Genomic DNA, 13,656 nt, shown 5'->3' with positions numbered 1-13,656 from the left:
ATCTATTCAGTCCTGAATATGCCTGCAATGCTTTTGTCATCCCCGTGTCTTGGGGTGGTCCATTCGTTCAGCTCTTTGGTCAGCCAGCGTTTGCAGCGGCGTTTGTTACTGCGCTTTAACTGCTGAAAAATCGCATCAAAAAAACCTTCCAGGTGCTCTGGAATCAAGTCATCTGATATGCCATCAGTCATCAGCAGTACGCCGTCACCAGGCTGGGCCAGAGTGAACTCAACGCTCGTCCAGTCATGATCTTTGGCCTTGGAGAGTGTTTGTGTCTGATTGCCAAAGCCATCTCTCAAGGAGGTAACCACTCTGAGCTGCCCCTGGCTCTTGATAAGCAGTAATCCATCCCCCACCTGGGCGGCCATGCCACTTCCAGCTGGAGTGACAGAGGCCCAGAGGCAAGTGGTCTCAAACGCTGAGTGACTATCGCCAAAGTGGCTTAGCCAGAATTGCTGTATCTGTTGGCTGATCTGCAACGGTGTTGAATTGAAACCAGCCTGCAGCTCTAGCGAGCGTTGAACACTCTGGACGCAGTAACGGGAGCCTATGTAGCTCAGTGGTCGACTGCCCAGTCCGTCGGCAACAGAAATACACCAGCCCTTTTGGATGCCGCGCACGAGCACGGCATCCTGGTTAGGAATGTGTTCGAAGAGGTGAGCCGGGCCGATTACTGAGCTACCGGTTGCAGCCAGTTTCATCAGAAGTCTAGCTCTTCGTATTCATCATCTTCGTTTTCCAAGCTGACAGAAGTCGCTGGAATCACTAGAGGGGTAACTTGATTCGGCGTGGTTGAACGACTTCTCGTAGTTACACTCATAGTGACAGCCTTAAAGAAGCGATGAATATCCCGTGCATTTTCTGCTTTGAAAACTGGTGCTTCAATGTCATTAGCAAAATCGTTTAATAATGAAATATCTGCATCAGCACCAATGCCCATAGCAAAACGGGTTGCTTTACTTGAGCGCTCTCCGCTCAGTAATTGTTCAAATGGAGCTTTAATATCATCTGTAGGATGACCATCAGATACTAAAATAATCACTGGTTTATAGGCACGAGAAGGAATTTTATCGATATCTTCAATTAGTTTTGATACCAATTCAAAAGCTGCGCCCATCGGAGTCCCCCCCATTGCAGGTAAAGGCTCGAAAGACTCTATTTTATGAGCAGCTATAAGAGGAAGGTGAACTTCTGCGTTACCACCAAATGTTATTAAGGAAACCTGCAACTCGGCACGCAAACGACTTTCACCAGAAAATGTACTAATCATGTCTTTCAGCGCAGAATTAAGCGCTTCAATTTTTCCATTAACGGACATGCTTCCACTGGTATCAGCCATTACAATTACAGGTAAAGGGCGGGCAGTCTGAGTTTGGAATTGTTTTAGGCTATGAGCCATAGTTTTTCTATCCTTGTCTTAAATTAAAACAGTAGCGTCTCGATAAGAAAGTTATCTAAATTAATTCACCTAATAACTTAATATACGGAGAGGTTAGCTATATCCATGCCAAGATTCTTAGTTATCTATTTTCACCCTATGTTTTTCAATCCAATTATTTAATGTTTGATAGTTTTTTAGGCCCAAAAGCTTAGCTGCATCGGACTTATTGCCTTGGGATGCTAACAGTGCTCTCGGCACATAGTGACCTACCAACTCCGAAATAATATCTTGTATATCAACACCTTGAGACACATCCCTATCTAGCAGGCCATCTTGTTTTTGTGGCCGATGGAAAAATGCTTGCTGCATTTCCTCACCACTAATGAGTTCATCACTACTCCATAGTGATGCTCGTAGTATCGTAGAGCGTAGTTCGCGAATGTTGCCAGGCCAGAGATGCAGTAGGATAAGATTTTTTGCATCAACAGAAAGTTTTTTATCTTCGAGCGCTTTATCTTGTTTTGCTAGGCCTGCAAGCAGCGTTTCAGAGAGATGCAGTAGATCTCCTTCACGACTTCGTAAAGGAGGCAGTGTTAGCACGCCAACCGCTACACGATAAAATAAGTCTTCTCGAAACCCCCCATTGGCGATGTCTTCGATAAGATTTCGATGTGTCGCAGTAATAATTCTGACATCAACGGATTCTTCTTTTTGAGAGCCTACTGGCGTGACTAAGCCCTCTTGTATCGCGCGAAGTAAACGCACTTGAGCAGCTGTTGTTAATTCACCAAATTCATCCAAGAATAACGTACCACCATGGGCTTGCTGAAAAACACCCGCTCTATCTGAGGCTGCCCCCGTAAACGCTCCTTTTTTATGGCCGAAAAGCGTCGTATCGATTAATTCTGGCGGTATTGCTCCGCAGTTCAATGCGATAAAGGGCTGATTAGCACGCCGACTAACGTTATGTATAGCTCTGGCAAATAGCTCTTTGCCGGTACCCGTTTCACCTTGAATCAAGACTGGCACTTCACGTTCTGCCAAAATCTGCGCCTGTTTCTTAAGGCGCAACATATTAGGGTCTTGTGTGATGATGTCATCAAATGCAGCATGAACGAGTGCTTGGTCATTGATCAGATTCGCTAAATGTTGGTCATTCACTGACACCGCACTAGGAATGTATTCAGCAGCAATATTGAACGGAATCTCGACCTGCTCAACCCCTTGCTCACGACTAGATTGATAAAAGGTCACCGGGTACTTAGTTTTACCTAGTAATATCCATACCGCCTGCATTGCTGGCGTGCCAGGCGAAAGTAAAATCGAGAGATTTGATTGGTCAGAGTGAAGACGCTGGAGATGTCGGTCAGCCACTTGGTAAATGCTGGTAAAATCTATTGGCGAATTGAGCGGCTCATGGTGAGATTCAATCGAAGGTGCAGAGTCCCTTAAACGTTCAACTAGCCAGGACTTATACTTTCGAAGTTCACTCGATGAATAAGAACTTAAAAGAACGACCCTGCTAAACTGGAAGGCCTTCAGGGTACTTAGAACTGGGCCTTGATCAGTACAGGTAATTGCTTCAAGGTCACGCTTACCTACCCAGGTTAGTAAAACTGCTTCCATACACCCCACTTTAAGTTTTTCCCTGCAACTACCAACAATCCAATAACCAATAAAACCTATCACAAGCTTCAGTAATAAGAAATCACCGGGACTATATAGATACGGTATCGAACCGCTACATTTTAGCTAGCCAATTTAAACAGTATTCAATTTAGAATGCTTGCTAATTAAAAATACAGTTAATTAAAGTAGCGTATTACTACTTATATATTTCTTCGACAGAAGTGCTTGGTTATCATTTTTTGGTTTCACTCTCTACTAAACCAAACTCAGGCATTTCTTGCGCAGCATGTAATATTGACTCAGTAAATCGTGAAAGTGACGCATGGGGTCTAGTATTTGTTGGATACGATATTCCATAAGGGTAGTAAATTGCTGGCTCAAATGGTCGGGTGATTACGCCATTAGCCTTCCATACATTTGCTGCAAACGGCTCGACTACTGCGACCGCAAGACCTGCAGCAATCATCGAATATCCTGTATGAGAAGTGTCAATCATAATCGCTTGGTTGAGCTTATCTTTTACCGAGCTCAGTACCCCACCCAACTCACTCCAGTAAACTGGTGAGCTGTCTACAACCTTAAGAACAGACTCTCCAATTAAGTCTTCCGCACAGATAACCTTTTTCTTTGCCAATGGATGATCATATCGCGCAGCAAAAACAAAACGAACTTTGCCGATAGATCGCCTATCGATCCCCGTTAGTGATGGAAGCTCCAGCCCTACCGCGGCATCGACCTGATTACTTTGCAGTTTTGCCACCAATTCAGACATACCATCGGTGTGAATAGTAATCCGTTCGACCGGGTAATATTTTAGATGTTCTTTAAGCGCCATAGGCAGTAAGGTCGTGGCAATGGCCGATGTACTGGCAATTTTTAACTCAGTAGGCGCCTTCGCACGTATTTTTCCTGCCACAACTTCCAGTTTTTCAAGCCCTAGAAAGCTTTCTTCAACGGAACGAAAAAAGTCTGTGGCCTCTAAAGTAGGCAGTAAACGCCCTTTTTTCCTTTCAAAAAGTCGAAAACCCAAATGATCTTCCAAATCTGCTAGCAACCTACTCACAGCTGGTTGAGAAATATGCATTTCTGCTGCGGCAGCGGCGGTTGTTCCTCGTAGCATGATGAATCGAAACGCTTCTATTTGCCTAAATTTCATTCTCAACCCTTTTCAATAACATTCAGTTATCGACTATGCATTAATATAAGTGGATGTCATTTAATTTAATACACATTATAGAAATCAGTAAAGAATAAGAATGATCACAAGGAGTACTTTGCTATTGCTTAACACTTCACAGCAATCACACCAAGGCTATAAGGAACACATCGTGCCAGAGACTGCCAATACGCCAATTCTGAGCGTGGATAATTTGTCAGTAGAGTTTGACGGTCATCGCGTAATCGAAGATTTAAGCTTCACCGTCGAAGCAGGAAAAACGCTTGCTATTGTTGGTGAGTCTGGATCGGGTAAATCGGTTACCTCTCAATCCATAATGCGCCTAGCTGAAGGCGTTGGCGCTCACTACCCAAGCGGCCATATTTGGTTTGAGTCCGAGAGCTTCGGCACCATCGATTTACTCCAAGCACCATTAAACACTATTCGCAAAGTGCGCGGAAAAGACATCGCCATGATCTTTCAGGAGCCGATGACATCCCTAAACCCGGTATACACCATCGGTGATCAGATTTGTGAATCATTAACGTTACATAAGCAAATCAGCCAAGATGTTGCACGTAAAGAGGCTGTCGAGCTCTTAAAAATGGTGCGACTGCCCGACGCCAGTGAAATGCTTGATCGTTACCCGCATCAATTATCAGGCGGTATGAGGCAGCGTGTCATGATTGCTATGGCGCTAGCATGTCGCCCAAAAATACTGATTGCTGACGAGCCGACCACTGCATTAGATGTCACGATTCAAGCTCAGATTTTGGCGATTCTGAAAGAGCTTCAAAAAGAGCTCAATATGGCCGTGATTTTCATAACTCATGATATGGGCGTGGTTGCAGAGGTAGCAGATGACGTTGTGGTTATGTGGCAAGGTAAGAAAGTCGAGCAAGGCCCTGTAACAACGATTTTCACTGAGTCAAAGCACCCCTACACTCGAGCTTTGCTTTCTGCTGTGCCAAAACTCGGCACCATGGAAGGGCAACCCTACCCTAAGCGCTTCCCCATAACTATCGTTGAAAATAACGAACCAACTGTGATTGGCGAAGAGTGTATTCAGAATACTGCTGATTATGAATCAGAACCTTTATTGTCTGTGCGCAATCTTGTTACTAGATTCGACACTAAAAAGAACTTTTTTGGTAAAGCAACTCATCGAGTCCACGCTGTTGAGCAAGTAAGCTTCGATATCTTCAAAGGCGAAACCCTAGCATTGGTGGGCGAATCAGGATCTGGAAAATCCACGATTGGACGCACCATTCAACAACTTCAGAAAGCCACAAGCGGTGATATCAGCTTTAATGGCAAGTCATTTGACAAGCTATCTAAAAGCGAGCGCAAGAAGCTTCGCCAAGAAATTCAGTACATTTTCCAAGACCCATTAGCCTCTCTTGATCCTAGAAAAACCATTGGCTTTTCCATCGCTGAACCGATCAGAACACATAACCTTATTCAAGGGGAAGGTAACATTCAAAAGCGCGTAACGGAGCTTCTTGAACGAGTGGGATTAACAAAAGACCACGCAAATCGCTATCCGCATCAGTTCTCGGGTGGCCAGCGCCAAAGGATTTGTATCGCCCGAGCACTGGCCTCAAACCCCAAATTAATCATTGCAGATGAAGCGTTGTCTGCACTGGATGTCTCCATCCAAGCACAAATCATCAATCTATTCATGGAACTGCAAGAAGAACACGGGATTTCTTATCTCTTCATTAGCCATGACATGGCAGTAGTTGAAAAGATGAGTCACCGCGTCGCTGTCTTATATCTCGGACAAGTAGCAGAGCTTGGTTCTCGCCAGCAAGTACTGGAAACGCCATCTCATCCTTACACCAAGCGACTTCTAAGCGCTGTACCGGTCGCCGATCCATTTGTGCAGCGCGACTTTAGCAAGATTGAGGGCGAAATCCCCAGCCCTGTTCGGATGGTTGGTGATGAACCAATGATCTTGACTCAGCTGGAAATCGCTCCAGGGCACTTTATTGCCCAGTCATAAAACAACAACACTCATCACAAAAGAACGGAGAATATCTTATGTACAAAGCATCTTTAAAAGCGATGTTACTGAGCGGAAGCTTCGCCTTAGCGCTACCCGCTTTAGCAAGCACGCTGACAGTTTCATCACCGCAAGATCCAGGCAGCTGGGACCCAGTAGACACCTTCTTGGTAAACTGGTCTTCGGTAGCGACCAACATCTATGACGGTCTCACCTACCGCGCCCCTGACCTGACGCTACAACCTGGACTAGCAACGTCATGGGAGCAATTGGATGAAGGCAGCAGAATCCGCTTTCACCTGCGTGAAAATGTAACCTTCCATAACGGCGAATCATTTAACGCAGAATCCGTTAAATTTACTTTTGATCGGCTTATGGGCGAAGAAGGTAAAAAGGGACCTCAACGTTCTAACTATGCTGCGATCCAGTCTGTTGAAGTGATCGACCCTCTAACGGTTGATTTTCATCTAAACGCCCCTGATCCTGTTTTATTAACTAAATTGGCAGGCTACGGTGCGATGATTGTGCCGCCGAACTACATAAAAGAGTACGGCGAAGAGTTTTTCAACACGCATCCTGTTGGTACTGGTCCATTTAAATTTGAGACCTACGAGCCAAAAGTGCGCATCGATCTAAGTGCTTACGAGAATCACTGGGGCGGTGCTCCAAAGCTTGATCACTTGAACTACCGTTTTATCAGTGAGCCTTCTACTGCAGTCGCCGAATTGCAATCTGGACGTGTTGATTTGGTGATTCCACCGACTATCCCGATCGGCATGATTAGCACCATCGAAGACGATCCAAAGCTAGACGTTGTAACTACAGCAAGTCCAACTGTATTTGCTCTACGCTTTAACACTCGTGATGGAATCACGAAAGACGAACGCGTACGTAAAGCGTTAATTTATGGGGTCGACCGACAAGCAATTATTGATTCCATCCTAGGCGGTCAAGCGGCTCAAATTTCCAGCTTCCAGAGTGATATTTCCTTTGGTAATGACCCGGACATGGCGCCTCTTCCTTATGACCCGAATAAAGCAATGCAGCTATTGAAAGAGGCTGGCGTTAAACCCGGCACAAAACTGCAAATCGACATTCGTGGCAATGACGCAACGTTCAGCGAAGTGGCTCAAGCCGTCGCAAGTTACCTGCAAATCGTAGGCATTAACGCAACGATTAAGCCATACGAAACCAATGTGCTGTTAAATGACATCATTCCGTCTGGTAAAACCGGTGCAATGTTCCAACAAAAATGGGGCGGCTGGACGCTTGATTATGACAACACAGCGTACTTCATGTACCACACTGGCGAAAAGTGGAATCCATACGACAGCGATAGCGCACTAGACGAAATGCTGGAGTCGCAACGCTCCATTACCGATATGTCAAAACGTGAAGAGATCTTACAGTCGATCGCTCGATACACTGCTGATCGAGCGCTTGAGATGCCGCTTTACAGTCAAGATGCCATCTTCGGTATTTCGAAGAAAGTTAAAGACTTTACACCAGTCCCAGATAATCGACTTCGCCTAAATGAGGTCTACGTCGATTAAATACCACCTTGTCTACGGCATTAGTACACGAAGAATGCCGTAGACAACTTTTAAAAAGAACGCCATCAAGCATCACTCGCTTGAGTCATCACTGTTAAAAGGATTAAGTATGGGAAGCTTTTTATTAAAGCGCCTATTTCAAGCAGTCTTTGTACTGCTTGCTATTACTCTAATTGTCGCTTACGCAATACGCCTAACGGGCGACCCAGCATTAATGCTGACACAAGGCGCAGGGAGCGTTACTGAGGCGGATTTACAAATGATTCGCGAATCACTTGGCATCAATAAGCCCTTTGTGGCTCAGTATTTAGAATTTTTGCAAAGCTTGCTTGTTTTGGATTTTGGACGCAGCTTTTTAGGCGGTACCCCTGTATCCACCCTCATAGCTCAATCTCTTCCTGCAACACTTGCACTTGCTACCTGCGTAATGTTTGTTTCAATTGCCATCTCAATTCCATTAGGCATTAAAGCAGCAGTATCAAAAGGCAAATGGGCTGACCAAGTCATCCGTATCGTGTCTCTCATTGGCTTATCATTTCCGAACTTCTGGCTAGCGCTAATGCTGGTCTTAGTGTTCTCAATTTGGCTACAGTGGCTTCCACCTAGCGGCATGACAGACTTCACAAGCTTCATCATGCCGGCGTTCACTATGGCGATCATACTCACCGCAACCAATGTGCGCTTGGTTCGCTCGTCAATGTTAGAAACCTTGCAGTCTCAGTACATCATGGTCGCGCGCGCAAAAGGCCTAAGTGAAAACAAAGTCCTCTACAAACATGCATTGCGCAACTGCGCCATTCCTTTGATTACGTATTTTGGCCTTCAATTTGGTGGTCTCTTAGGCGGCATCGTTGTCATCGAGCGAGTGTTCAACTGGCCTGGCCTTGGCACCTTGGCGTTTGATGCCGTTGGCTCAAGGGATTACCCCGTTCTCCAAGCCGTGATTACCGTACTGTCCATGCTCATCGTCGGAGTAAACCTGTTAGTGGATATTGCTTACGGCCTTATCGACCCTCGAATTCGCACGGAGTCTTAACATGTTGTTTAACCGTTTCAGCAGCAACTTATCAAATTATAAAAGCTTAGAGTTCATACTGGGGTTCCTACTTACTGGCTCTATCTGTCTACTCGTGCTTCTTTCCGATTTTATTTTCCAAGGTGGAGACAAGATCAATCTGAGCGCGCGCCTGTTAGAGCCGTTTAGTAACCCAGACTACCTGCTTGGCACAGATCCTCTGGGCAGAGACATTATGGCACGGGTTATTTCAGGCGGAAAAATCTCTCTACAGGTAGGGTTTTTATCGGTTGCAGGCGCTGTCGTTCTTGGTGTCATCATGGGCTTGATCTCTGGCTATTACCGAGGTTTTTGGGATGTTATTGTGATGCGCTTCGCCGATGTCCAGCTGGCGATGCCCTTTATCCTGCTTGCCATCACATTCATCGCCATCATAGGCGGCGGGCTCACTAATATGATCATTCTGCTGATCATTTCCCAATGGGTGCAGTACGCACGATTGGTTCGAGGCTCGGTCCTGTCTCTTCGTGATAGAGAGTTCATTCAATCCGCAGAAGCGATTGGTGTGAGTCATTTAAATATTCTATTTCGTCACCTCCTGCCGAACCTGATCGGTCCGGTGATTGTGTTAATGACACTGAACGTCGCCAACAACATTTTGCTTGAGAGCAGCCTTACATTCTTGGGCTTGGGCGTTGACCCCTTGACCCCTAGCTGGGGTGGCATGCTCGCTGATGGGCGTACTTATATACAAACCGCGTGGTGGGTGAGCGTTTTCCCAGGACTGGCAATTCTTCTAACTGTACTTGGCTTAAATCTACTCGGTGATTGGCTTCGAGACAGCTTAGACCCAACAGGTAGGACCGCAAAATGAGTATTACTTTCACAAAAACGTTTCAATCTACTGGAAATCATCTTATTGAGCGATTCTCAACTGAAGCCAGCAAAGGACGACTCATTGAGGCTTGGATCTTTGCTGACAGAGAGAAGCGCCAAAGTATCGAAAGAAGCCTTCTAAACGCAGGCATCAAAGCCAAGGTGCGCAGTGCTTACAAGCCACTGCTGCACTTTATGCTTGAGGACTTAAACCTCAATGACAGCAACTTAAAAAAAGTGGAAGTGTTTTATCCTGTTCATCAAAAAGCATCGGATAATAGGTTTCTTCTAGAAGCCTACCCGCTTGCTGCTCTAACAGGAAAAGCAGAAATCGCATTTCATCCAGATAACAGCAGTGACCATCAGTACCGAGTGATACTTCACTCCCGGTCTGGAATGTACACTGAACATAAAGTATTTGCGCCAAATCACACTCACACTGATGTAATAAATCAAGAGCATCTATCCCCTACTGGCTGGTTAAAAGTACACGACGAAAATGGCGAACTCGAGACTGATGAACGACTCGAAACAGACTACGAACAATTATTCAACTGCGTGTTAGAAGTCGTTACTGAGCATAATTGGACAGGTCAAGAGCCATTTTTTGAAACGTTGAGCATTGACGTCGAACTGCCGTGGCCAGACCAGCCAATCGGTTACGAACAAGAAAACATTAGCCTTACAGAGGCCCTTCATGAAGATTTGTACTTCTCTTTGCAAGAATGGTTTAAGGTCAAAGCGGGCTACCAGCCCAAAGACCGTGAAGGACAGCCTGGGCAAATTGTCCCTTCAGTCATTCACTCACATGCAGATGAGTTAACCCTGAAAATGCGCACTCAGCCCTACAATATGTCAGAGAGTGGGCATTTACAGCCAATCGACTCTGCCACCAAGCCACTGAGTACCCACCAAATTGCTCAGGAGCTGGCGCAAATCTCGGGCACAGAGCTTGACGCTCACTCTATCTCAGGAAGAAAGGTAGCCGCTCGTTATCATCATGGCTCGGACATCCCTGTCATGATCAGTGGGGGCCAACACGCAAATGAAACGACAGGAGTCATCGGAGCACTTCGTGGCGCCTTAGAGTTGTCTAAAAAGCAAAATTCTAACTTTGTCATTTCTCCATTAGAAAACCCTGATGGCTATAGTCTTCATCAGACACTCATCAAAGATAACCCTTTCCATATGCATCATGCTGCAAGGTATACCGCGTTAGGAGACGACCTCGAATATCGTAAAAAAGGACCGATGTATGAGAAAGAGATTCGCTTTAAAGCAAGAGAAATAAGTCAGGCTGAACTCCATATTAACCTTCATGGCTACCCTTCTCATGAGTGGGTTAGACCCTTTTCAGGCTATGTTCCATTAGGGTTTGATATGTGGACTATCCCTAAAGGGTTTTTCTTAATATTGCGCCATCACCCTACTGACTTTTGGAGAGAATACACACTCAAGTTCACCGAGCGTTTAACCGAAAAGCTCATGAGCATTCCTGGAGTATCCGAGCTTAACCAAAAGCAAGTGGACCTGTATAACCAGCATGCTGGTATAACTAACTTCGAACTGATCAATGGTTTTCCATGCCTCATCTCTGAGAGCAAAGAAACAGATATTCCTTTGCAACTCATTACAGAGTACCCAGATGAAACCATCTACGGTGAACTATTCATACAGGGTCATGAAGTTCAAAAGCATACCGTGGTATACGCTTATGAAATTCACCAACAACTTATGAGCGAATTAAACCTCCCTTCCTAAGCGCTCTCAAGCACCTCAATGGTCTCCCCCATTGAGGTGCCGTTTAATACATATGGCAATGGATAGCTGTAAGTCCACTTCATCACATCACAAACAATAGTGTAATTGAACCGTTCGAAGGTTCGCTGGCCCAAAGCCGAAAATACGCTGAGATCCGTAATATGTAGGTAAATATACAACTCTTTTTTCTTATTCAGTTGGTATTTGTATGATTTTTGAGCGAAAATAATCTTAATTAATATGTGGCGTATCAGAAATTAGTTTTAGAGGGAGTTACAGGGATGAAATCAGTAAATGTTGACCCGTGGAAGGATGGAAGCGCAAACCTTTCAAGTGCGAAAAAGTCACATCGAAACTCTGACGAACCACATATCCAGCATGCAATAGAAAAAAGCAAAGTCTTAGTGGCTCTAACGCTTGTTTTAACCATCGCTCTTACTGGCGGTGTGGCTGCGTATTTAGCAGGTGGAATACCTCTGGAATATATCGTAGCTTTTATTATTTCTGCTATGTCTCACATCTTTATCTGTGCGTATCCAAACACCAACCTAAGCTCCAAAAAATTGTTTGGTGGTCATATTGGGGCTGTTCTAGCGATGGTTGTTGTATTCGTAAGCCTCAAAAAAGTCGCTCAAGAATTGGGGGCCAACTCTGTTAGTCAAACTCTTGAATCATTTGACTTGGCTGGCTTCGTGTTCGCTTTAGTGCTTGTAACTATTGTATTGAAAGTGGGTATGAAGTTTTCAATTGCTCTTATGAAATGCAAGAGTGTATCAGGCTTCATCGCTATAGCATCAATACAGGCTGTGCTTGCGCTGTTCGGGGGAGAGGATTACTTCGGTGTGACATTCATTTTCACAGCGTATGCAAGTGTTATGGTAGGGATTGGAGAAAAGATTGGTTTATACGCTAATAATCCCAAAACAGTGCTAACGTTTCGATTTGATAACCACTATAAAGATGATCAAGCAACACGATTGAAGGATGAGTATGTAGACCCCTCTTATTCGATGTATTCACATAACATGCATTATCGTTATCGTAATCGCGATCTATAAACAATAGTAACGGCTGCTACTAATTGGTAGCCGCCGTTGAATCCAGAATATCCCTATCTACTAATAAATTTAAGCGAACTCAAAATGGGAATGTTAAAAAGCTTGAAAGGATTTAATAACAAACTAAATAGCGCTTCAACAGCAACTAGCGCGTATGCGGGAATGCTACTTTGGGGGGGATACCTTACTTTGTTTGTAGGAGCTAATACCTTCAATGCTGCTGTAGTCCTATACGCAGGTTTTGGCTTATTTCGTGTTTACACCCCGACTAGTGGGCTTTCTAAACTGGTTGGTAAGATAGGGTTCATTGGTAACGCATTTTTAGTTCTGGTTCTTAGTTTTCTTCTGGCAGCTTTGGAAATCGATAACACTCTTGCTATTGTTGGGGCGCTGTTTGTTGCAATGGTTCTAGGGGTGATTTCAAAGGTGTTTGTGTCTTTTGTGCCTTCATCTACAGCAACTGGTGCGACTCTATGGGGGGTAATTGCTCTATTTTTAACTCCTGTTCTAGGTATCATCTGCCCTTTCAGCTTTTCGATCGCATTGTCTTGGATGAGGATAGCAAACCAAGAAAAAGCTTATGGAAAGCTTCATCCTAATTATGCTAAAAGCAAAGCAAGGATTAAATCAGAGGAATGGAGTCACTACAAAGCAACGCCAAATGTTTCGGTTTCGTCTGAAAGTGACGCTGGTGAAGCGGTATTAAATAAGCGAAATAGGGGAGCTTTTGATTCTGACCATAATATCTACAGCGACTTAAGTTTTGACTTTGGTCCTCGATAGCCAACAATAAGGCAGCTTAAAAAAGGCTTTCGGTTGAAAGCCTTTTTTATGATCTCAATAACTCTCTTTATTGTTTTGAGTCTTCGATTGCCTCACGGTCAGCTTGAAGAATTATTTCATTCACGCCTTCGTCACTTCCATTGTATCCCCTGTCGTAGCTATTGTTCAGCATTGCAATGCTTGCAAAATGGCCATCTTGGAAGGACGAACGTAATTGGCGATTAAATTAGCTTAAACCTTATTTCTTCGACGAAATCTCTTTTCTCCGTTATAAGCTGCTCTCCAACGCAAATATGCTTCATCAAGACCAGTTATTTTCGGCGGAGATTCAAGCGCTGCCACGAAACGATCCATTCCCTTTGCCGTTAGCCTGATCTGTTTATTCAATGCCTTTGAAGTCATTAGTATGCTCCTCTCAACTTAGCTTGAGCTTATTCTG

General features: G+C 44.6%; 12 protein-coding genes. 7 read left to right on the top strand and 5 right to left on the bottom strand.

Going from position 1 to position 13,656, the window contains the following annotated elements:
• Nucleotides 1-2: 2 nt before the first annotated feature.
• From ACFQ45_RS17005 to ACFQ45_RS16990, 4 genes are all read right to left on the bottom strand, one after another.
• On the bottom strand, nucleotides 3-701 hold the full coding sequence (locus tag ACFQ45_RS17005) for a PP2C family serine/threonine-protein phosphatase (RefSeq protein ID WP_377369850.1): 699 nt from the start codon (nucleotides 699-701) through the stop codon (nucleotides 3-5).
• Nucleotides 701-1,399, bottom strand: a complete 699-nt coding sequence (locus ACFQ45_RS17000) for a vWA domain-containing protein (protein ID WP_377369848.1) — start codon at nucleotides 1,397-1,399, stop codon at nucleotides 701-703. Before ACFQ45_RS17000 ends, ACFQ45_RS17005 begins: the two co-directional genes overlap by 1 nt.
• Nucleotides 1,400-1,516: 117 nt before the next feature.
• Nucleotides 1,517-3,007 carry a sigma 54-interacting transcriptional regulator gene (locus ACFQ45_RS16995; RefSeq protein ID WP_377369846.1) on the bottom strand — a complete coding sequence of 497 codons (1,491 nt, stop codon included), beginning with the start codon at nucleotides 3,005-3,007 and terminating at the stop codon, nucleotides 1,517-1,519.
• 235 nt (nucleotides 3,008-3,242) lie between these two features.
• Nucleotides 3,243-4,166: a LysR family transcriptional regulator gene (locus ACFQ45_RS16990; RefSeq protein ID WP_377369844.1), complete on the bottom strand. Its 924-nt coding sequence runs from the start codon at nucleotides 4,164-4,166 to the stop codon at nucleotides 3,243-3,245.
• A gap of 124 nt (nucleotides 4,167-4,290) precedes the next feature.
• On the opposite strand from ACFQ45_RS16990, the gene ACFQ45_RS16985 reads away from it, so the two are divergent.
• The 7 genes from ACFQ45_RS16985 to ACFQ45_RS16955 all read left to right on the top strand — a co-directional run bounded on the left by ACFQ45_RS16985 (nucleotide 4,291) and on the right by ACFQ45_RS16955 (nucleotide 13,217).
• Nucleotides 4,291-6,171 carry an ABC transporter ATP-binding protein gene (locus ACFQ45_RS16985; RefSeq protein WP_377369842.1) on the top strand — a complete coding sequence of 627 codons (1,881 nt, stop codon included), beginning with the start codon at nucleotides 4,291-4,293 and terminating at the stop codon, nucleotides 6,169-6,171.
• A 38-nt stretch (nucleotides 6,172-6,209) separates the two neighbouring features.
• Nucleotides 6,210-7,724: an ABC transporter substrate-binding protein gene (locus tag ACFQ45_RS16980; RefSeq protein ID WP_377369840.1), complete on the top strand. Its 1,515-nt coding sequence runs from the start codon at nucleotides 6,210-6,212 to the stop codon at nucleotides 7,722-7,724.
• A 109-nt stretch (nucleotides 7,725-7,833) separates the two neighbouring features.
• A complete protein-coding gene (locus ACFQ45_RS16975; RefSeq protein WP_377369838.1) occupies nucleotides 7,834-8,760 on the top strand; it encodes an ABC transporter permease in 927 nt (308 codons plus the stop codon).
• Nucleotide 8,761: 1 nt separating this feature from the next.
• Entirely contained in the window at nucleotides 8,762-9,613 is an 852-nt protein-coding gene (locus tag ACFQ45_RS16970; protein WP_377369836.1) for an ABC transporter permease, read from the top strand.
• The gene (locus ACFQ45_RS16965) at nucleotides 9,610-11,376 is read left to right on the top strand and encodes a M14 family metallopeptidase (protein WP_377369835.1); all 1,767 of its coding nucleotides are present in this window, start codon (nucleotides 9,610-9,612) and stop codon (nucleotides 11,374-11,376) included. Before ACFQ45_RS16970 ends, ACFQ45_RS16965 begins: the two co-directional genes overlap by 4 nt.
• Nucleotides 11,377-11,657: 281 nt before the next feature.
• Nucleotides 11,658-12,434: a hypothetical protein gene (locus ACFQ45_RS16960; RefSeq protein WP_377369833.1), complete on the top strand. Its 777-nt coding sequence runs from the start codon at nucleotides 11,658-11,660 to the stop codon at nucleotides 12,432-12,434.
• A 36-nt stretch (nucleotides 12,435-12,470) separates the two neighbouring features.
• Nucleotides 12,471-13,217: a hypothetical protein gene (locus ACFQ45_RS16955; RefSeq protein ID WP_377369831.1), complete on the top strand. Its 747-nt coding sequence runs from the start codon at nucleotides 12,471-12,473 to the stop codon at nucleotides 13,215-13,217.
• A 231-nt stretch (nucleotides 13,218-13,448) separates the two neighbouring features.
• Here the strand turns inward: ACFQ45_RS16955 and ACFQ45_RS16950 are convergent, their stop codons facing one another.
• Entirely contained in the window at nucleotides 13,449-13,619 is a 171-nt protein-coding gene (locus ACFQ45_RS16950; RefSeq protein WP_377369830.1) for a hypothetical protein, read from the bottom strand.
• Between the last annotated feature and the right edge of the window lie 37 nt (nucleotides 13,620-13,656).

This window comes from Rhodanobacter aciditrophus, assembly GCF_042679525.1.
GTDB classification, from domain to species: Bacteria; Pseudomonadota; Gammaproteobacteria; order Pseudomonadales; family Marinomonadaceae; genus Marinomonas; species Marinomonas aciditrophus.
The sequence above is the reverse complement of the archived record's forward strand: the minus strand, read 5'-3'. Positions and strand labels throughout refer to the sequence as shown.